The organism is Devosia geojensis (assembly GCF_000969415.1).
GTDB classification, from domain to species: Bacteria; Pseudomonadota; Alphaproteobacteria; order Rhizobiales; family Devosiaceae; genus Devosia; species Devosia geojensis.
The window spans coordinates 17,300-38,137 of sequence record NZ_JZEX01000116.1 but is presented as its reverse complement, the minus strand read 5'-3'; the positions used below and the strand labels follow the sequence as shown (position 1 = coordinate 38,137).

16 protein-coding genes are annotated in these 20,838 nt (G+C 66.1%); 11 read left to right on the top strand and 5 right to left on the bottom strand.

Translation table 11 applies throughout. The features are described 5' to 3' along the window. Positions 1-321 precede the first annotated feature (321 nt). Positions 322-1,044, bottom strand: a complete 723-nt coding sequence (locus VE25_RS12665) for a TetR/AcrR family transcriptional regulator C-terminal domain-containing protein (RefSeq protein ID WP_046108997.1) — start codon at positions 1,042-1,044, stop codon at positions 322-324. A 195-nt stretch (positions 1,045-1,239) separates the two neighbouring features. On the opposite strand from VE25_RS12665, the gene VE25_RS12660 reads away from it, so the two are divergent. The 3 genes from VE25_RS12660 to VE25_RS12650 all read left to right on the top strand — a co-directional run bounded on the left by VE25_RS12660 (position 1,240) and on the right by VE25_RS12650 (position 5,464). Further along, positions 1,240-2,439, top strand: coding sequence for a multidrug effflux MFS transporter (locus tag VE25_RS12660; RefSeq protein ID WP_046108996.1), 1,200 nt, complete (start codon positions 1,240-1,242; stop codon positions 2,437-2,439). A 284-nt stretch (positions 2,440-2,723) separates the two neighbouring features. Further along, positions 2,724-3,341 (top strand): NADPH-dependent FMN reductase, encoded by a 618-nt coding sequence (locus VE25_RS12655; RefSeq protein WP_046108995.1) that lies wholly within the window; start codon positions 2,724-2,726, stop codon positions 3,339-3,341. Positions 3,342-3,541: 200 nt separating this feature from the next. Continuing rightward, positions 3,542-5,464, top strand: a complete 1,923-nt coding sequence (locus VE25_RS12650; RefSeq protein ID WP_083988911.1) for a potassium transporter Kup — start codon at positions 3,542-3,544, stop codon at positions 5,462-5,464. Between the two features lie 13 nt (positions 5,465-5,477). Here the strand turns inward: VE25_RS12650 and VE25_RS12645 are convergent, their stop codons facing one another. From VE25_RS12645 to VE25_RS12635, 3 genes are all read right to left on the bottom strand, one after another. Further along, the gene (locus VE25_RS12645; protein WP_052731939.1) at positions 5,478-5,906 is read right to left on the bottom strand and encodes a hypothetical protein; all 429 of its coding nucleotides are present in this window, start codon (positions 5,904-5,906) and stop codon (positions 5,478-5,480) included. Positions 5,907-6,065: 159 nt separating this feature from the next. Continuing rightward, positions 6,066-7,313, bottom strand: coding sequence for a DNA polymerase IV (gene dinB / locus VE25_RS12640; protein WP_046108994.1), 1,248 nt, complete (start codon positions 7,311-7,313; stop codon positions 6,066-6,068). Between the two features lie 110 nt (positions 7,314-7,423). Beyond that, a complete protein-coding gene (locus VE25_RS12635) occupies positions 7,424-8,560 on the bottom strand; it encodes an NADH:flavin oxidoreductase/NADH oxidase (protein WP_046108993.1) in 1,137 nt (378 codons plus the stop codon). A 232-nt stretch (positions 8,561-8,792) separates the two neighbouring features. Between VE25_RS12635 and VE25_RS12630 the strand changes: the two genes are divergently transcribed. The 3 genes from VE25_RS12630 to VE25_RS12620 all read left to right on the top strand — a co-directional run bounded on the left by VE25_RS12630 (position 8,793) and on the right by VE25_RS12620 (position 14,100). Next, positions 8,793-9,422: a TetR/AcrR family transcriptional regulator gene (locus tag VE25_RS12630; RefSeq protein ID WP_046108992.1), complete on the top strand. Its 630-nt coding sequence runs from the start codon at positions 8,793-8,795 to the stop codon at positions 9,420-9,422. Between the two features lie 54 nt (positions 9,423-9,476). Then, a complete protein-coding gene (ilvC, locus tag VE25_RS12625; protein WP_046108991.1) occupies positions 9,477-10,496 on the top strand; it encodes a ketol-acid reductoisomerase in 1,020 nt (339 codons plus the stop codon). 166 nt (positions 10,497-10,662) lie between these two features. Then, positions 10,663-14,100 carry an Ig-like domain-containing protein gene (locus VE25_RS12620; RefSeq protein WP_152664608.1) on the top strand — a complete coding sequence of 1,146 codons (3,438 nt, stop codon included), beginning with the start codon at positions 10,663-10,665 and terminating at the stop codon, positions 14,098-14,100. A gap of 250 nt (positions 14,101-14,350) precedes the next feature. On the opposite strand, the gene VE25_RS12615 is transcribed toward VE25_RS12620, so the two are convergent. Beyond that, positions 14,351-15,361 carry an SDR family oxidoreductase gene (locus VE25_RS12615; protein WP_046108989.1) on the bottom strand — a complete coding sequence of 337 codons (1,011 nt, stop codon included), beginning with the start codon at positions 15,359-15,361 and terminating at the stop codon, positions 14,351-14,353. A 111-nt stretch (positions 15,362-15,472) separates the two neighbouring features. On the opposite strand from VE25_RS12615, the gene VE25_RS12610 reads away from it, so the two are divergent. The 5 genes from VE25_RS12610 (at position 15,473) to VE25_RS12590 (ending at position 20,829) form a co-directional block, all read left to right on the top strand. Then, on the top strand, positions 15,473-16,411 hold the full coding sequence (locus tag VE25_RS12610) for a LysR family transcriptional regulator (RefSeq protein ID WP_052731938.1): 939 nt from the start codon (positions 15,473-15,475) through the stop codon (positions 16,409-16,411). Between the two features lie 116 nt (positions 16,412-16,527). After that, on the top strand, positions 16,528-18,297 hold the full coding sequence (locus tag VE25_RS12605; protein ID WP_046108988.1) for a B12-binding domain-containing radical SAM protein: 1,770 nt from the start codon (positions 16,528-16,530) through the stop codon (positions 18,295-18,297). A gap of 61 nt (positions 18,298-18,358) precedes the next feature. Then, the gene (locus VE25_RS12600; RefSeq protein ID WP_046108987.1) at positions 18,359-18,853 is read left to right on the top strand and encodes a heme-degrading domain-containing protein; all 495 of its coding nucleotides are present in this window, start codon (positions 18,359-18,361) and stop codon (positions 18,851-18,853) included. 5 nt (positions 18,854-18,858) lie between these two features. After that, entirely contained in the window at positions 18,859-19,758 is a 900-nt protein-coding gene (locus VE25_RS12595; RefSeq protein WP_052731937.1) for a PhzF family phenazine biosynthesis protein, read from the top strand. A gap of 75 nt (positions 19,759-19,833) precedes the next feature. Beyond that, positions 19,834-20,829, top strand: a complete 996-nt coding sequence (locus VE25_RS12590) for an aldo/keto reductase (RefSeq protein WP_046108986.1) — start codon at positions 19,834-19,836, stop codon at positions 20,827-20,829. Positions 20,830-20,838: the final 9 nt, after the last annotated feature.

Sequence of the window (20,838 nt, the reverse complement as noted above, 5' to 3'; positions counted from 1 at the left end):
CCCCTATCCCCTCCCCTCAAGGGGGAGGGGGACGCATCGTGCCTGTGGCAGCATGGTGCCACACCTACCGGCTGTCATCCCGGCGAAAGCCGGGACCCCAGCCCTGACGCTATCCACCAGCACGGGAAGAGCGGCAGGGTGCTCCGCCCCGTTCACGCACCTTGCGGCTGGCGCGGCAACTCGGGATGGGTCCCGGCTTACGCCGGGATGACATCGGGGTGGTGGAGGTGGCGGTGCGACAGATGGCGCCACCAGCCGCCGCGCCCCCTGCCGCCCGGCCATGTTGCGTCGGCGGGTGGAGGATGCGGGCAGGAGCGGCGGCTAAACTTCTTTCTGCCGCTCCCGCATCCGGTCGAGGCGCTTCTGCATCGCAGTCTCGACGCAAGCCGGATAGGCCTCACGGGGGCCGAAGGCGCGCAGAAACGTGGTGACGGCGTTGCAGGCGGCGTAGTCGACTTCCTCTTCGGTCGGCGGGCTGTTGCATGGCCGGTCCATCGGCAGGTCGGCGTGAATCAGGGCCATGAACTGGCGGGCGGCGACGGCGGGATCGTCAACGTCGAGGTAGCCGTCATAGGCGAGCTTGGCGAAGCGCGAGGAGATGGCGGGCCAAGTCTTGCCGGGGCCGTACTCCTTCCAGGTCTCGAAGAGCTCGGGATATTTGTGCGCCTCGTTGCGCATGAGGTTGATCAGCGCCTTGCCGTCGGCATCGCAGATGCAGCGCACGATGAGCTGCTTGGCGAAGGCGATGAGATCGGCTTGGAGGTCCTGGGGCTTGTCCGGAAAGGTGTCGAGAACGGAAAAAAGATGCGCGCTGGAGCGGGCCGTCACGTCCTCGACTGCGGCGGCGAAGAGCCGCTCCTTGTCGCCGATCTGATTGTAGATCGTCTGGCGGGAAACGCCGGCCTCGGCCGCGATGGCATCGATGCTGGCGGCGGCAACCCCGTCGCGCACGAACACGCGCTTGGCGGCGTCGAGGACCGCCTGGCGCTTGCGCGCATGGCTGCGGAAGAGGGGGTGATTCGGCGCTGTCAGAACTTCGCTCATGCTCAGGCGATATACACCCGGTGGCGGAATTTTACAAGACTGTCCAAATTTCTTTACGAGTCATCTTGACGGGCGGGTCGGCTTCGTCCAATTTTCTAGGCACGCGCCGCCATGCCTTCCTCCCTCATGGTGGCGCGCCTCCATTTCAGAATTTTTGCGCGCCGGCCGGTCTCCCGCCGGCAAAGCGAGGTTGCGATGAATTCCCAAATCTTGCGGGCCGCCCTGGTGCTGGGGCTGCTCTCGGCGATCGGCCCGTTCGCCATCGACATGTATCTTCCGGCCCTGCCGGCCATCGGGGCGAGCCTCGAGGCGAATACGGCTCAGGTGCAGATGAGCCTGATGTCGTTCATGGCGGCGATCGCCGTCTGCCAGCTGTTTTACGGTCCGATCAGCGACATGGTCGGGCGCAAGCCCCCGCTCTATTTCGGCATGGTCGTCTTCGTCATCGGCGGGATCGGCTCGGCGATGGCGCCCAGCATCGAGTGGCTGGTCGTCGCCCGTTTCGTGCAGGGCATCGGCGCGTGCGCGGCGATGGCGCTGCCGCGCGCGATCGTGCGTGACGGCTATACCGGGGCGGAAGCCGCCCAGCTGATGAGTCTCCTGATGCTGGTCTTCTCGGTCTCGCCGATCCTGGCCCCGCTCGCGGGCAGCCTGGTGATCGGGTTCGCCGACTGGCGCTGGATCTTCTGGGCGATCGCGATCGTGGGCGTCCTCGGCATCCTGCTCCTCGCCTTCGCGCTCGAGGAAACCCGTCCGGCGCACCTGCGGGTCGAGAGCAGCATCGGCGGGGCGCTGCGCGCCTACGGCACGCTCCTCAAGGACTGGAACTTCCTCGGCCTCACCTTCATCGGGGCGTTCGGCATGGCGAGCTTCATGGCGTACCTGGCCAATTCGTCGTTCGTCCTCATCGACCACTACGGCCTCACGCCGACGCTCTACAGCGTCATGTTCTCGATCAACGCCGTCTCGTTCATCGGCGTGGCGCAGCTGACCGGCTGGCTGACCAGGCGGTTCGGGCTCAACCGGGTCGTGCGCATGGCGGTCATCGGCTATGTGGTGGTGATGCTGGCACTGTTCGCGGTGTTCCTCGCCAACATCGACAGCCTAGCCGTTCTCGCGACGCTGCTTTTCATCGGCTACGGCTTCCTCGGCCTCGTCATCCCGACGACGGCGGTGCTGGCGCTCGAGGAGCATGGCGAGATCGCCGGCACGGCCTCGGCGCTGATGGGCACGCTCCAGCTCGTCACGGCCGCGGTGGTGATGGGCGTGGTCGGCGCGTTCTTCAACGGCACCGCGCAGCCCATGGTTTTCGGCATCGCCGCGTGCGCGGTGCTCGCCTACGTGCTCACCCAGGTCACCATCCGGCCGGGCAGGATCGCGCAACCCGCCGAATAGGATGAGATCCGGTTCGCGGTGCGGGCGGGCGGCCGAGGCTGCCCGCTTTCTTTATTGATCGATGCGAACGAACGGTCCGTTCCCTGGCGGTTCAGGAGCCTTCCGCGTCAGCGCCCATAGAGCGAGAAAAACGCTGCAAACGCCCGAAACATAAATGATTACATCAGTGTGCCCGTGCCACGTCCATGTTACCGAGACACACGGCCATGCCTTCTTGAGCTATCCGCGGACAGGAACATATATCGCCTCAGTTACGATTTGTTCCTACCTCCCAGGAGACCTCAATGTCCAAACCCAAGATCGCCGTGATCATCTCGTCCACCCGCGACTCGCGGTTCGGCACCAAGCCGGCCCAGTGGATTTTCGATCTTGCCAAGCAGCGCGAGGAGTTCGACGTCGAGCTCGTCGACCTCAAGGATTACGATCTGCCGTTCTTCAACGAGGTCGCATCCAATGCCTGGGCGCCGTCGCAGGATCCAAAGGCCGTTGCCTGGCAGAAAAAGGTGGCCGAGTTCGACGGCTACATCTTCGTCGTTGCCGAGTACAACCGCTCGATCACCGGCGCGCTCAAGAACGCCATCGACCAGGCCTATGTCGAATGGAACCGCAAGGTAGCCGGTTTCGTCGGCTATGGTTCGGTGGGCGGCGCCCGCGCCATCGAGCACCTGCGCCTGATCGCGACCGAGTTGCAGATGGTCTCGACCCGTTCGGCCGTCCATATCGGCGGCAGCGAATTCTACACCGTCTGGGGCGGCGGCAAGAACGAACCGATGTCGGCCATCGAGGGCGCCATCGGCCAGAGCGCCAAGGACATGCTCGACCAGCTTTCCTGGTGGGTTTCGGCCACCCGCGCCCAGCGCGCCGCCGACGAAGCCGAAGCCACCAAGCAGGCCGCAGAGTAGCCTCTTTCGGAAGCCTCCATTGGGGCGTGTTCCGCACCGGAATCGTTCCACGGGCTTTCGTTTACCGGCAGGGGCCGCGCCATGGCGCGGCCCCTGTTGCTATTTGTCGTGCACCTGCAGCCGGATCGTGCGAGGGTTGTTTGTGAAGCGGGGCGGGTGTATAGCGGCGCCCGCCTTGAAACAGCGAGAGCGCAACGCTCATGACGCAGACGAACATCGCCGGCCCTGCGGCCGGCGTCGTTGCGACCGATGAGGCCCGCCACGTCAAACAGAACCTTCCCGTCCTGACCCTCGGGGCGATCGGGGTCGTTTACGGCGACATCGGAACCAGCCCCATCTACGCCTTCCGCCAGGCCATGTCGGTGCGCCCCGGCGTCGCCGCCACCGAGACGGAGGTGCTGGGGCTGCTCTCGCTGATCGTCTGGGCGCTGACGCTGACGGTGGCGGTCAAGTACGTGTTCTTCGTCACGCGCGCCGACAACAACGGGGAGGGCGGTACGCTCTCGCTGATGGCGCTTGCCCGCAAGACCTTCACCAAGGCGCCGGCCTGGATCACGGCGCTCGGCGTCATCGGCGCGGCCATGTTCTACGGCGATGCGATGATCACGCCGGCGATCTCGGTGCTCTCGGCCGTCGAGGGCGTGGAGCTCGTGGCGCCCGAGCTGACGCGCTGGGTGGTGCCGATCACGCTCGTCATCATCGTCGGCCTCTTCTTCGTGCAGCGATTCGGCACGGCCAAGGTCGCCATCGTCTTCGGGCCGATAACGGCGATCTGGTTCCTGGTGCTGGGGATTTCCGGCCTCGTCCACATCTTCGAGAATCCGCTGGTGCTCTGGGCGCTCAATCCCTGGCATGCGGTCGAATTCCTGCTGACGCACGCCGGCATCGCCTTCATCGTGATGGGTGCGGTGTTCCTCGCCGTCACCGGCGCCGAGGCGCTCTATGTCGACCTCGGCCATTTCGGGCGCAAGCCCATCGTCTTTGCCTGGTTCGGGCTGGTGTTCCCGTGCCTGCTGCTCAACTATTTCGGCCAGGGCGCCTTCGTGCTGGAGGCGGGGCCGGAGAACGTTTCGAGCCCCTTCTTCGAGATGCAGCCGAAATGGGCGCTGGGGCCGTTCGTGGCGCTCGCCACCATGGCGACGATCATCGCGAGTCAGGCTGTGATCTCGGGCACCTACAGCCTCACCCAGCAGGCGATCGCCCTCAACCTTTTGCCGCGCATGCTGGTGCTGCATACATCCGAGACGCAGAGCGGGCAGATCTACCTGCCGCAGATCAACACCATGCTGATGATCATGGTGCTGATCCTCGTCGTCGGCTTCGGCAGCTCGTCGGAGTTGTCCAACGCCTACGGCATCGCCGTATCGGGCATCATGCTCGTCACGCTTTCGCTGCTGCTGGTGGTGATGTGGCGCAACTGGAAATGGCACCCGGCGGCGATCGCCGCGTTCGCGGCCATCTATCTCGTCATCGACGGCGGGTTCTTCGTGGTCAACTCGGCCAAGCTCTTCCAGGGTGGCTGGGTGCCGGCAGTGGTGGCGATCTTCGTCTCGCTCATCATGGTGACCTGGATGGTCGGCCGGGCCCGGCTTGCGGAAAAGACGCGCAAGGACGAGGTGCCGCTGCAGTTCCTGGTCGACAACCTGTCAAAGAAGAAGCCGACGACGGTGCCGGGCACGGCCATCTTCCTCACCAGCGACGTCGAGGGGGCGCCGACGGCGCTGCTGCACAGCCTCAAGCACTACAAGGTGCTGCACGAGAGCAACGTGATCCTGACCGTGCGCACCTCGGCTTCGCCGCGCGTCGCCGACGAGGAGAAGGTGCACTACGAGGCGTTCAACGAGCTCTTCAGCCGCGTCATCGTCACCTTCGGCTACATGGAAGAGCCCAATATCCCCAAGGCCCTGGCGCTGGCGCGCAAGCTCGGCTGGAAGTTCGACATCATGTCGACCTCCTTCTTCCTCTCGCGCCGTTCGCTGAAGCCGGGCCAGAAGGGCGGGTTCCTGCGCCGCTGGCAGGATCGGGTCTTCGCCGCCCTCGCCAAGAACGCCAGCGACGCGACGGGATATTTCCATATCCCCACGGGGCGTGTGGTGGAGATCGGGACCCAGGTGGTGCTTTAAGGGGAGCCTGCCGTCAGGCCGGAATGTCGGGGCAGACGTAGGGGACGGTCGCCGGGACGTAGCGCTGTTCCTGGACTTCGCTTCCCAGCTTCAAGTGCAGCACCAGCTCGGTGTCGCTGAGGGTGGTGATGTCGGCTTCGATGGTCATGCCGTCCTCGTCCCAGCTGATCTCGGTTTCCGAAACCTGCTGCCACTGCGAGAGCCGGTAGGTCTCCCAGCAGCTGTCGCTGACGAGGGTGCCGTCGGCGAGGAATATCTGCATGGGACCGGGCAGACCAGTGTCGTCCGCCCGGACCCAGACGCGATTGAGCAAGGGATTGGAGGTCGCCTCTGACCCGGCTGCCGCCTCGGTCCCGGTGTCCTGGGCCGATGCCGGCAGGGATGCACATATGCCAACGCCCCAAACGCTCAGGAGAGCGACTATGGCGGCCTTGGTGTCCATGGGCATCTTCCTCCGGGTCCAATCCTGATCTGGGGAGCTCAGATCAGGCCTGCAAGAGTGCTGGGCAGAATGCGGTGAATTTTAGACACTTTTGCCGCACAGGCGCCCTTGGGTCGAATCGATCCCCGGCATGGTTAGCCGGCGGTTAAGCGCGTTGGCCTACAAATCCCTCTCGGCAAGCTCGCGGAAGGCGTCGGGCACGGCGCGAGGCGACTCCAGCACCACCGAGCCGTAGCCGATCGCCTCCCAGCCAAAGCGCCCGCGCACCGCGTCCATCGCCCGGTCCGCCTGCCAGCGGGCGGCGCCGCGCCGCGCGCCCGGCCGGCGCGCCTCGTCGGCAAGCCCCAGCGGGAATTCGAGCTGCAGGGCCGGCTGCCGCTCGAGATGCGAAACCGAGATGGCGAGCAGGGAGATCGTCCGCTCTTGCGGAAACTCGCGGCGCACTGCGCGCACCAGCTCTTCGGCGATATCGGCGAGAATGGCGGTGGCCGAGACCCCGGCGGGCAAGGTCGCGGCGCGGGTGACGGCGCGCAGATCCGCAAAGCGCACCCGGGCCGTGACGGTGCGGCCAGACAGGGACTTGTCGCGCAGGCGCGAGGCGATCCGGTCGGCCAGGTGCCGCAGGACCGGGCGGAAGACGCGCTCCTCGAAGGGCTTGTGGCCGAGGGCGGACTGCGCCCCGGCGGAGCGGGCGCGCTGGTTGGTGACGATGGCGCGCGGATCGCGGTTCCATGAAAGGGCGGAAAGCTTGTCGCCCACCGCATGACCGAGCAGTTTCTGAACCGACTGGCCCGGCATCTGCGCCAGCTCGCCGACCTTGAATACTCCGGCGGCGGCGAGCTTGGCTTTCGTCACGGGACCGACGCCCCAGATCACCTCGACCGGCAGGTCGTGGAGGAACTCGAGCTCGCGGGCCGGGTCGACGATCCGCAGCCCGTCGGGCTTGGCGACCTGCGAGGCGATCTTGGCGAGATGCTTGGTGCGGGCGATGCCTATGGAGATCGGCAGGCCCAGTTCCTCTCGTACGCGTTCGCGCACTTTGAGGGCGATGTCGACTGGCGAGCCGAAGAGATGCAGGCATCCGGCCACATCGGCGAATGCCTCGTCGATCGAGATGCGCTCGACCAGCGGGGTATAGTCGCCGAGGATGGCGATGGCGGCGTTGCCGAGTCGCTGGTACTCGCGAAAGTGGCCGGGCACGAAGATGAGATCGGGGCAAAGCTCCCGGGCGCGCCGCCCGGGCATGGCGCCGTGAACGCCGAAAGCCTTGGCCTCGTAGGACGCGGCGAGCACGACGCCGCCACCGACGGCGACCGGCTTGCCGCGCAGCGACGGATCGAGCATCTGCTCGACCGACGCGTAGAAGGCATCCAGATCCGCATGAAGGATCGTCGCTTGCGTCTCCATGCCGACCCCTGCCCAATGTGCTTGCGATTACTCGACTTTAGCCGCGGGCAGGGCGGCAATCAAGAACGTAACGAGAACAAACGACTCGGTGGTTGGTGCTTCGAACCTCTTTATTGCGCTGCTATGCTCCTCGCCTGCGCCATGACCCGGTCGTACTCGGCTACGCGCCGGGTTTGCACCGGCCAGAGCGAATAGTCGCCGCCGAGCTCGCGGCCGGCGTGCACGGCCCAGTTGGGGTCGTCCAACGCGCCACGGGCGAGGGCGATGAAGTCGGCTTCGCCGTTTGCGAGGATCGCTTCGGCGCTGGCCACGTCGCCCAGCACGCCCACCGCCATCGTCGGGATGTCGGCGCCGGTCTTCACGGCCTGTGCGAAGGGCACCTGGTAGCCGGGCCGTGAGATGATGCGTCCCTGCGCGAATCCGCCGCTGGAGCAGTCGATGGCGTCGACGCCGCGGGCCTTCAGCTCCCCGGCGAGCACCACGCTGTCCTCGACGCTCCAGCCGCCCTCGGCGTTGTCGCTGACGGACAGGCGGGCGAGCAGGGGCTTGTCGGCCGGCCATACGGCCCGCACGGCCTCGGCGATCTCCAGCACCAGCCGCATGCGGTTCTCGCGGCTGCCGCCATATTCGTCCGTGCGGTGATTGGCGAGCGGGGAGAGGAACTGGTTGAGCAGGTAGCCATGGGCGGCGTGGATCTCGACCGTGTCGAAGCCGGCCTCTTCGGCGCGCCGCGCCGCGGCGACGAAACCGTCGATCACGCGGCCGATGCCCTCCTTGTCGAGGGCGGCCGGCGTCTGGAAATTGTAGTTGTCGGGATCGTGCGATTGGGCGCTCGGGGCGACCGGAACCCAATGCTCGTAGCCGGCCTGCCGGCGCTGTTCCTCGGTTGCCAGCTGGTCGGGGCCGCGCCAGGAGACCGGGGTAGATGCCTTGCGGCCGGCGTGGGCGAGCTGGATGCCGGCGGCAGCGCCCTGGCCGTGCAGGAAATCGACGATGCGGGCGAGGGGAGCGATGTGCTCGTCCTTCCACAGGCCAAGGTCGCCGTAGGAGATGCGGGCTTCCGGCAGCACGCCGGTCGCCTCTACGATCACCAGGCCGAAGCCGCCGATGCCGAAGCGTCCCAGATGCACCATGTGCCAATCGTTGGCGAAACCGTCGACGGCCGAGTACTGGCACATGGGCGCCACCACCGTGCGGTTACGAAGGGTCAGGCCGCGCAGGGTGATCGGGGACATAAGCTTGGGCATGGGGGATTCCTTGGCCGAACGAAAGGGCGGACGAGCTGGTTCCTTCATGCCCTCATTGCCTTCCATCGGCAAGTGCCGATGGTTGAACACTGCGTTGCGGTGGGCGCAATTCAGTGCAGGCGCCGAATCGGGACTTGACGGCGAACCGTACGTTACGGTACGGCAAACCCAGAAGCGGAAAAGAGGCGCGGCTTGAGGGCCGGGCTGCCTGTCCGCCAGTTCGGGGAGACCCATCGTGGCGTTGACCATCAAGGTGAGTGAAGAGACGTTCACACCCCGCCAGCAGGCGGTGCTGACGGCCGCGCTCGACCTCCTGGTCGAGAACGGCGACGGGCTGACCATGACGGCGGTGGCGCGGCGGGCGAGCTGCTCGAAGGAAACGCTCTACAAGTGGTTCGGCGATCGCGAGGGCCTGCTGACCGCGACCGTCCAGTGGCAGGCGGCCAAGGTGCGCATGCCCCAGGTCGACCGCTCCTCGCTCACGGCGAGGAGGCTGCGCGAGAGCGTCGAGCAGTTCGCGCGTGATCTGCTGACCACCATCGAGGGAGACATCTCCGTCACCCTCAACCGCATCGCCGTCACCCACGCGGCGGTCGAGAAGGACAGGCTCGGCGAGATCGTGCTCGAGAACGGGCCGATGGCCATCCGCCGGCGTCTGAAGCCGATCCTCGAGGCCGGCCGCGAGGCGCGGCTGCTGCGGTTCGAAAACAGCGAGGACGCCTACCGCACCTTCTTCGGCCTCGTCGTGCGCGACGTGCAGATCCGGCTGCTGCTCGGCGACCGCACCTTGAAGCAGACCGACATCGAGGCGGAGGCCAAGGCCGCCGCCGACCAGTTCTTCGCCCTCTACGGGGCGGACTGAAACACCGACAGCGGCATCGGCCGCGAAAACCTCACGCAGTTCAGGGAGATTTCCATGCGCGTCTACTACGATCGGGATGCCGATCTCAACATCATCAAATCCAAGAAGGTCGCCATTGTCGGCTATGGCTCGCAGGGCCATGCGCATGTGCTGAACCTGCGCGATTCCGGCGTCACCAACGTCGCCGTGGCGCTGCGTCCGGGCTCGGCTTCGGCCAAGAAGGCGGAAGGCGAGGGGCTGAAGGTCATGAGCGTCGCCGAGGCGGCCGGCTGGGCGGACGTCATCATGATGCTCACCCCCGACGAGCTGCAGGCCGATATCTATAAAGAGCACATCGAGCCCAATATCCGTGACGGCGCCGCGCTCGCCTTCGCCCATGGCCTCAACGTGCACTTCAACCTGATCGAGCCCAAGAAGACGGTCGACGTCATCATGATCGCGCCCAAGGGCCCGGGCCACACCGTGCGCGGCGAGTTCCAGAAGGGCGGCGGCGTGCCGTGCCTCATCGCCGTCCACCAGGACGCCTCGGGCAACGCCCATGACATCGCGCTGGCCTATGCCTCGGGCGTCGGCGGCGGGCGCTCGGGCGTCATTGAGACCAATTTCCGCGAGGAGTGCGAGACCGACCTCTTCGGCGAGCAGGTGGTGCTCTGCGGGGGCCTGGTCGAGCTCATCCGCGCCGGTTTCGAGACGCTGGTCGAGGCGGGCTATGCCCCCGAGATGGCCTATTTCGAGTGCCTCCACGAAGTGAAGCTCATCGTCGACCTGATCTACCAGGGCGGCATCGCCAACATGAACTACTCGATCTCCAACACCGCCGAGTGGGGCGAGTACGTGTCGGGCCCGCGCATCATCACCTCTGAGACCAAGGCCGAGATGAAGCGCGTCCTCAAGGACATCCAGACCGGCAAGTTCACCTCGGAGTGGATGCAGGAGCACAAGTCGGGCGGCTCGCGCTTCAAGGCGACCCGGCGCCTCGCCGACGAGCACCAGATCGAGGAAGTCGGCGAGAAGCTGCGCGGCATGATGCCCTGGATCAAGGCCGGCGCGCTGGTCGACAAGGCCAAGAACTGATCCGTCGGCTCACAAGGACCGAAAAGCCCCGCCACCCGGCGGGGCTTTGCTTTTGCCGGGGCCTCCAAATGAGTGCCGCAGAAATTACCGACCATCATAGCCTGACCTCTGGCGAAGCCCGCAAGTTTATGGCAGCAAGAGAAAATTTCTGCGGTGGGGGCGTGGCGTGCAGGATCGTCGGGGGCTGGTCGGGCGTTGTGCCCGGGTTTTCATTGCTGCCTTTCTGGCGCTCGTCGTCGCTGCCCTTGCCGCGCCGTCGAGCGCCTTTGCGCAGTGGTCGGATATGGCTGTCGACATCAACGCCAGCACGACAAGCCCCGCCGCAGGGCAGGACGTCACCTATACGATAGAAGTTACCAACAACGGGCCGGATCCCGCGACCAGCGTGTCGCTGAACGTCACCATCCCTTCGGGGATGACGTTCGTCAGTCTGACCAGCCCGGTGGGATGGAGTTCAACCACGCCTGCCGTGGGTGCCGGTGGATCGGTCACCTCGACGAACTCCTTCATGGTTCCGGAGACCAACGTCTTCCAGCTGACGCTGCAGGTGGCGCCGGGTACTGCAGACGGAACGAACCTTGCAACCTCGGTGTCGATCTGGGCATTGCAGGACGATCCGAACCCTGGCAACAGCGCTAACGGTGTTGTCGTGAGCGTGAGCAACGCACCCGTGGCTCACGATGTCAGCGCCACGGTGGGCTACAACTCGACGGGCAATCCGATAACGCTCAACATAACGGGAGGTGTTCCGGACAGTGTCGCGGTTGCCTCGCCGCCCGCGCACGGAACGGCAATCGCGACGGGGATGAGCATCGCCTATACGCCCTCGGCAGGTTATTCCGGACCGGACAGCTTCACCTATACCGCGACCAATGCCGGTGGCACATCGGGGCCCGCGACAGTCACGATAACAGTGACGCCGCAGTCGCCGAGCGTGCAGAGCGTGAACGTTCCAGGGCCCGCTTACTACGGTTCTGGCGCCATCCTGAACTTCGTCGTGCACTTCGACGCCGATGTCACCGTCACCGGTGCGCCGGAACTGCTGCTCACTATCGGGACCGATAGCCGCGCTGCGGTCTATACTAGCGGAAGTCATACCGCCGACCTGTCTTTTTCTTACACCGTGCAGCCCGGCGATGCAGATTTCAACGGCATTACGGTCAATACCCTTTCTCTGGCGGGCGGCAGCATGACCGGTACGGCAAGTGGCACGCCCGTCGACCTGTTGCTTCGAAATGTTGGCCCCACAAGCGGGGTGATCGTCCACACCGCGACCCCCACCGTCACCATTTCCACGACCGCGCCGCCTATCGTGAGCGGTCCTTTCACCCTGACGGTGACGTTTTCCGAGGCTGTGACCGGATTTACCGTCGGTGATGTATCCGTGCTCAACACCACGGTTTCGAACCTGCAGACGGCCGACAACATCACCTATACGCTGCTTCTCAGCCCCGCATCGCCGCAGGTAATCGATATCAGCATCCCCGCAGGCGTGGTGCAGAACATTGCGGGCACGCCAAACGCCGCGTCCAACCGTCTGAGCATCACCTATGCCGTGGCGCCGCTTGTTTCGGATTCGGCGGTTTCGGTTCCAGCCGGCACGACCACGACGATCACGCCGTCGCTCTCCGGGCCCGCGGCGACCGCAGTGACCGTCGCTTCCGGGCCATCGCATGGTTCGGTCACCGAAGACGGTCTCTCGTTCCTCTATACCCCGCAAGCCGGCTTCGTCGGAACGGACAGTTTCAGCTACACGGCATCCAATGCCAGCGGGACCTCGGCGCCAGCGACGGTGACGATCACGGTGGTGGCAACAGCGCCGGTCGCCAATCCCGTCAATGTGACGGTGCCCTTTGGTTCGGTGAATTACCCCATTCCGCTGAATATCACTGGCGATCCCCCCGACGGCGTGGCAGTGCCGGCAGGACCGAGCCACGGCACGGTGTCGATTTCGGGTACTTCAATCACCTATACGCCGGCCGCGGGGTATTCCGGACCGGACAGCTTCACCTATACGGCGACCAATACCGGCGGCACCTCCGCGCCCGCGACCGTGACGATAACGGTCGGCGCACCCGCGGCGCCTGTCGCCAACGATGTGGCGGCGAGCGTGGCGGCCAACTCGGCGGACAACACCATTGCCCTGAACGTTACCGGCGGGTCGCCGGACAGCGTGGCGGTGGCGTCGGCACCGGCGCATGGGACGGCCAGTGTCGTCGGCGCCAGCATCACCTATACGCCGGCGCCCGGCTATTCGGGGCCGGACAGTTTCACCTATACGGCCACCAACGCCGGCGGCACCTCGGCCCCTGCGACCGTGACCATCCTGGTCAGTGCGCCGACGATCGCGCTTTCGCCGGGGGCGTTGCCGGATGCCACCGCCGGGATCGCCTACTCGCAGGCCATCACCGCGACCGGCGGAACGGCGCCTTATGCGTTCGCGCTCTCCTCCGGCGTTCTGCCGGCGGGCCTCAGCCTCGATGCGTCGGGCCTGTTGTCGGGCACCCCGGCGGTCAGCGGAAGCTTTGCGTTCGAGGTCACCGCGACGGATGCGCTCGGCGCGAGCGGAACGCAGGCCTATGTGCTGGCCGTGGCCGAAAATATCGAGGCTGTCCGCCAGCGGTTCGACGCGCTGGGGCAGAGCTTCGTCGAGGGGCGCATGAGCCTTCTGGCGTCGGGAATCGAGCCGCCGGGCCTCAACGGCCGGACGGGACTCTCCGGCCGGCCGGGCACTGTGACGGCCAATGCCAGCGAGAACACGCAGGCCCTCGCCTTTGCCACGAGCCTTGCCGAGATCAGCGCGGCGGGCGGGGCCGCGGCGCTGCTGGCCGAGGACAGGGCGGATGCGCTGCCATTCAACGTCTGGATCGATACGCGGCTGACGCTGCATGCGCGCACCGACGACGTCGATCAGTGGGGCGAATTCGCACTGGCCGCGATCGGTGCGGATTATCTCGTCAACGACCGGTTCCTGGCGGGCGTCGCCCTTTATGGCGACTGGATGCGCGACGTTTCCGACGACAGCGAGGTGGAAGGCTCCGGGTTCCTCGCGGGACCCTATGTCTCGATCGGGCTGGTGGAGGGAGTGACGCTCGATGCCAGCCTCTTCTACGGTCGTTCGTGGAACGATGCTTCCGCCACGATGTTGGGAATGGACTATTCCGGCCGCTTCGAGACCGACCGGCTGCTGTTCAGGACCAAGCTCGAAGGCACCTGGAACGCTGATGCGCTGACGATCCGGCCCAACGCCACCTTCTTCCTCATGAACGAGGAGGCGGGGGCCTATACGGTCAACTCGGCGGGCGGAGGTCCGATCGACGTGCCGGGGTTCGAGAAAACGGACTACCGCCTGGGGCTGGGGGCGACATTCGAATACGCCTATGTGCTCGACAACGGCGTCGATCTGACGCCCGAGCTCGGGATCAGCATCGCCGGCGGCAATGGCGGGGATGGCGATTTCTTCAGTGTGGGCTACGGCAAGCTCACCGCCGGCGTGGTGCTGGCAGGCGATGCCTGGAGGCTCGGCGGAAGGGTCGAGCTCGATGCCGGCACCAGCGGCGAACGCTCCGTTTCGGCCAGAGGCACGTTCGGGGTCGGGTTCTAGAGCGTTTCACGATTGGATGGAAACAGCGCCGGTCGGCTCCCCTCCCCCTTGAGGGGAGGGGCTGGGGGTGGGGGTCCATCGGTGGCCACACAAAGACCCCCACCCTCGATCCCTCCCCTCAAGGGGGAGGGAGGCGAAGGGGCCGCTGATTCCATTCAGCTATGAAGAGCTCTAAGGGCCGGCTGCTGCGGCGAGAGCGGCTGCGTGCCGCCCCTTGCCGCAGCGATGGTCCAGTCCAGCCGACTTGCCGTCAGCTGAGGGTGAAGAGCTGCGCGAAGGGCGAGTGACCGACCATGTCGGTCTGCAACTGCTCGTGGGCGGCGTTCACCGGATCGATGCCGTCGGTATAGGGGCCGACGGCCAGCCGGCTGGGGCGCGTGCCGAATTCCATCGCCGCCAGTCCCAGCACCGCATCGGCCACTTCCTGCGGGTCGAGGCTGGCGTCCGGCTCGAGGCCGGCGAGCATCGCCTCGATGTGTTGCGCATAGAGGTCGAGCCTGGGTCGGTCGTCCGGACCGAGGCTGGCAAGCAGCTCCTCCCAATAGCGGATGCCGTTGCCTTGGAACTGCGTGGGATAGGCGCCGGCGGGCTGGACCACGGCCACCTCGATATTGGAGGCGGCGAGCTCATAGCCCAGCGCGTCGCAGGCGGCCTCGACGACGAGCTTGGAGGCGCAGTAGCCGCCGAGCATCGGGTCGATCGCCCGCCCCAGCGCGCTCGACATCTGGATGATGGTGCCCCGGCCTGCCTCGCGCATATGCGGGACCACGGCGTTGATGACGCGCATGGCGCCGTAGGCGTTGGTCTCGATATTGGCCCGGAACCGGCCCGGCGGCTGCAACTCGATCGGCCCGGGCACGACGATGCCGGCATTGCTGACGAGGACATCGATGCGGCCGGCGCCGGCGATCGCCTCATCGATGGCGGCGGTGACCGACTCATCGCTGAGCACGTCGAGCTCGATCACCTCGATCGAGAGGTTTTCGCCCGAGGCAAGCGCGCGCAGCTCCTCGGCAGCCGGGGCGTTGCGACCCGAGACGTCGCGCATGGTGGCGAAGACGCGCGCGCCCTGGCGGGCGAAGCCTTCCGCCATCAGCCGGCCGAAGCCGGAGCTGGTGCCGGTGATGAGGACGACCGGCTGTTCCGCCTCCTGCGCCCGCAGGGGGCCTGCGGCAGCGAGGAAGGCGGCGGCCGCGCCCACCTGCAGCACGGTGCGCCGGCGGATGCCGGCCGGGGGTGACGTTTCAGGTTTCTCGCTCATCTTGCTGCTCCTTGGCTGGTGCCGCGCGGAGAGGCCGCGCGATCCTTGCCGCAGGCTCGCATACCGGGCTATCGTGCCGGTAGCACCGACAATCGAAATAGACTGCAGCGCGTGGAGCAACAAAGAATCGATCTCAACGACATCGCCGTCTTCAATCGCGTGGCCGAAAGCGGCAGCTTCAGCGCCGCAGCGCGCGAGCTCGGCCTGCCGCGCGCGACTGTCAGCCGGGTCGTTGCGCGGCTCGAGGCGGCAATCGGCGCGCAACTCCTTTACCGCACGACGCGGCGGGTGGAGCTCACCGAGCTCGGCCGCGCCTACCACGAGGCGACCGCCGAAGGGCTGGGGCTGATCGGAGCGGCGGGCGAGGCGGTGATGGCGGCCAGGGCCGAGCCGACGGGGCTGCTGCGGGTCGCGGCGCCCATCAACTTCGGCACCATGTCGCTGATACCATGGATCTCCGAGTTCCTCGAACGTCATGAAAAGGTGCGCATTTCGCTGCGGCTCGTCGACCAGCACGTCGATCCGCTGGCCGAGCGGCTCGACATCGCCATCCTTGCCGGGCGGCAGCCGGATTCCAGCCATCTCAGCCGCAGGCTCGCCGTCTCGTCGCTGATCCTCGTCGCCAGCCCCGGCTATGTGGAGCGGCGGGGAATGCCCGATGGGCTGGAAGCGGCCGGCGCCCATGACTTCGTGCTCTTCACCTCCGACCGCGGCAGCGAGACCTGGGTTCTCGACGGTCCGAAGGGGCAGGTGGAGGTGACCGTTTCCGGACGCATCAATGTTCAGGGGCCGCACGCCGAACTCAGCGCCGCGCTCTACGGCCTCGGCATCGCGCTGTTGCCGGCGGCGGTGACGACGCCCTACATCGAGACCGGCGAACTGGTGCAGGTGCTGCCGGGGTTCGGCCGCCAGGGCGGGATGATCACCGCGGTCTTTCCCGCCAATCGCCACCAGCCGGCGGCGCTTCGCGCCTTCCTCGATTTCCTCGTCGCCAAGACGGCCGAGAAACCGCCGGCGCGACCCTTCCTCGCCGGGCGTGCAGCGCGGTGAAAGCCGGGCAAGCATAGCCGGGTGCCGCCGCAGCACCGGCGCCTTTCCAACCCCGCCAATTCCCGGTAGGGTCTTGCCCGCGTTCCGAAGTCCATGGCCGATCGGGGAGAAGCGGCATGACGACGACTGCGCATACCTTCTGCCTATACCTCGTCAAGCCGTCGCATTACGATGACGACGGCTACGTCATTTCCTGGAAACTGTCGCCCATCCCCTCCAATTCTCTGGCCTGCGTCTATGGCCTCGCGGTGGACCTGGCGGAGCGTCAGGTACTGGGAGCGGAGTGGACCTTCGACATCGCCGCGCTCGACGAGACCAATACCGATGTCGACATCGGCGCCATCGCGGCGCGGATCGAAGCGGCGGATGCAGGTCTCGTGATGTTGATCGGGGTGCAGTCCAACCAGTTCCCCCGGGCGATCGATATCGCGCGGCCCCTGCGGGCGAGGGGCATCGAGGTCGCCATCGGCGGCTTTCATGTCTCGGGCGTCATCTCGATGTTGGGCGGGGAGGACAGGGATTTCCATCAGGCCCAGGAGATGGGCATCAGCCTCTTTGCCGGCGAGGCGGAGGGGCGGCTGGAGGAGGTGGTGCGGGATGCCGCAAGCGACCGGCTGAAGCCGCTCTACAACTACATGAACGACCTGCCGGGCATCGAGGAGGCCCCGGTGCCCTTCGTGCCGGCGGGGCACGTGGCGCGCACCGCCTATAACCTGACGAGCTTCGATGCCGGACGCGGCTGCCCCTATCAGTGCTCGTTCTGCACCATCATCAACGTGCAGGGCAGGAAGTCCCGACGGCGCTCGCCCGACGACATCGAGAAGATCGTGCGTCTCAATCTCTCGCAGGGCGTCAGCCGTTTCTTCATCACCGACGACAATTTCGCGCGCAACAAGGACTGGGAGCCGATCATGGACCGGCTCATCCACATGCGCGAGGTCGAGGGGCTGAAGTTCAACTTCATCATCCAGGTCGACACGCTCTGCCACAGGATACCGAACTTCATCGAGAAATGCGCGCGGGCCGGGGTCAAGCGCGTGTTCATCGGGCTCGAGAACGTCAACCCGGCCAACCTCAAGGACGCCAAGAAGCGGCAGAACAAGATCACCGAATACCGGCGCATGCTGCTCGCCTGGAAGCAATGGCACGTCATCACCTATGCCGGCTACATCCTCGGCTTCCCGACCGACACGCCCGAGCGGATCATGCACGATATCGACGTGGTCAAGGAGGAACTGCCCGTCGATATCCTGGAGTTCTTCTTCCTCACGCCCCTGCCGGGATCTGAGGACCACCAGAGGCTCTTCCGCGCCGGGGTTGGCATGGATCCGGACCTCAACAAGTACGACCTCAACCATTACACCACTGGCCACGCGCTGATGGCGCGCGAAGACTACGAAGAGGTCTACCGGAAGGCTTGGGACCGCTACTACAGCCTCGACCATGTCGAGCGGATCATGCGGCGGGCGGCGATCTCGGGCATCTCGACCGCCAATGTGCTGCTGCTCTGCGTCTGGTTCATGGGGGCCCTGAAGATCGAGGGCGTGCATCCGCTCGAGGTCGGCTGGATACGCCGCAAGGCGCGGCTCAACCGGCGCCACGGCATGAAGATCGAGCCGGCCTGGCTCTTCTATCCCAAATATTACGCCGAGCTCGGCTGGAAGCTCTCGCGCTGGGCGGCGCTTTACCTGCGCTTCGCGATGAGGCAACGCAAGGTCGAGAAGGACCCGAACAAGCACGCCTACATGGACAAGGCGATGACGCCCGTCACCGACCACGACGAAGACGATTTCGAGATGTTCAAGACGCAGGATGCGCTCGCCTATCTGGAGCAGGAAAAGCGCATCGAACGGGCCAAGCACGGGGAGGTCGCGGCTGCCGAATAGTCATCGTGCGGTGCTGGCTTGATGCTAGGCTGGCGATCATCACAGATTCGCGATTTCCTCCATGGCCACCTCCGACGACATTGCCCTCATCAAGCAACAGGAGCTGGCGCTCGTGCTGCCGGCTCTCGACGAACATGTCGCCTTCGACGTCGGGGGCAGGGTGCGCGAGCGCGCGGTGGCCGAGGGGCTTTCACTCGTCTGCGACGTGCGCACCTGGGACAGGCAGCTGTTCTTTACCGCCACGCCCGGCACCAGCGCCGACAATTCCGAGTGGGTGCGGCGCAAGATCAACGTCGTCAGGCGCTTCCATAAGGCGAGCTACCGCATGCTGCTCGAGCGCGGCAACGAACCGTTGCTGCCGGCAGCGTTCGGCGTCGATCCGGCCGATTACGTGCTCGCCGGCGGCGGCTTTCCGCTGCGGGTCGACGGGGCGGGGATCGTCGGGTGCGTGACGATCTCGGGCCTGCCGGGGCGGGAGGACCACAATGTTGTGGTCGAGGCGATCTGCCGGCATCTCGGACGCGACCCGGCCGAACTCGCCCTGCCGCCGGGGTGAGTGCCATGTCGCGGGCGATGAAGGTCGGCTATCAGCTGCTCGATGTCTTCACGGACAAGCGCCTTTCCGGCAATCCGCTGGCGGTGGTGCCGGAGGCCGATCACCTGCTCGACGACGAGATGCAGGCCATCGCCAACGAGTTCAACCTATCCGAGACCGTGTTCCTGCGGCGACCGCAGAACGCGCGGAACACGGCCGGGCTTCGCATCTTCACGCCCCACACCGAATTGCCTTTCGCGGGGCATCCGACGATCGGGGCGGCGGTGGTGCTCGGGCTCGAGCACCGCTCGAGCGCCGTGCGGCTGGAGGAAAGGGTGGGGCTGGTCACAGCCCTCGTCGAGCGCATCGACAAGCGGACCGGCGAGGCGAGGTTCACGCTGCCGCAACTGCCCGAGCGCGCCGGCAAAGCGCCGGAAGTGCGTGATGTCGCCCTGGCACTCGGGCTGGACACCGAGGAAATCGGTTGCGGCGTCTACCATCCCGATGTGTTCTCGGCCGGCAATCTCTTCTATCTCGTGCCGGTGCGCGACGCAGGCGCATTGAAGCGCATCGTCCTCAACGAGGGGCACTGGCGGCACGCCTTCCCGCTCGGGCGGCACTCGGCCTATGTCTTCACGCAGACGCCGGACGAGCCCGACAACGACTTCGCGGCGCGCAAGCTCACGCCCGGCTACCTGGAAGACCCGGGCACGGGCTCGGCGGCGGCCGCGCTCATCGGGCTTCTCGCCGAGAAGGCCGACCTCTCCACCGGACAGGGCGACTACGTGCTGCGCCAGGGCCACGAGATAGGGCGCCCCTGCCGCATCACCATGCAGCTGCGCAAGGAAGACGACGCGCTGGTGCACGCCGCCATCGGCGGGCGGGCCGTGATGGTGGGCGAGGGCGTGCTCGATCTCGGCGATTAACGAATATCGAGTAACAGATATTGAAATCTGTTACTGTGCACCGCACATGTGGGTCTCCTGACACGGAGAACCATCATGGATACGCGTACGCTTGGAAATACAGGACCCACCACATCGGCGCTCGGCCTTGGCTGCATGGGCATGTCGCACGTCTACGGACCTGCCGACAGAGGCGAGAGCATTGCCACAATTCACGCCGCGCTCGATGCGCGCGTGACCCTCATCGATACCGGCGACTTCTATGGCATGGGCCATAACGAGATGCTCGTTGCCGAAGCGCTCGCCGGCGGGCGGCGCGACAAGGCCATCCTCAGCGTCAAGTTCGGAGCCCTGATGGGGCCGGACATGGCCTGGCTGGGCTTCGATGCGCGTCCGCAGGCGGTCAAAGTGGCGCTGGCCTATACGCTCAAGCGCCTCGGAACCGATTATGTCGACATCTACCGGCCGGCAAGGCTCGACCCCAATGTCCCGATCGAGGATACGATCGGCGCGATCGCCGACCTCGTCAAAGCCGGGTACGTGCGGCACATCGGGCTTTCGGAAGTCGGCCCGGAGACGATCCGCCGCGCCGCCGCCGTCCACCCGATCGCCGACCTGCAGATCGAGTACTCGCTGATCACGCGCGGCCTCGAAGCTGCAATCCTGCCGACCTGCCGGGAGCTCGGCATCGGCATCACCGCCTATGGCGTCCTGGCGCGCGGGCTGATCGGCGGGCATTGGCGCAAGGATGCGGTGCAGCAGGGAGACTTCCGCGCCCACAGCCCTCGGTTTGCCGAGGAGAACGTCGATCACAACCTGGCGCTGGTGGAACGGCTGCGCGACTTCGCCCGGCAGAAGGGCGTCAGCGTTGCCCAACTGGCGATTGCCTGGGTACTGGCGCAGGGCGACGATATCGTGCCCGTCATCGGCGCCCGCAGCCGCAACCGGCTGGAGGAGGCGCTCGGAGCCCTCGACGTCGCGCTCGACGAGGCTGACCTCGACGCATTGACTGAGCTCGTTCCCGCCGATGCGGCGAGGGGTGGTCGATATGCTCCCCAACAGATGCTAATGCTCGACAGCGAGCGAATCTGAAACGGGGTG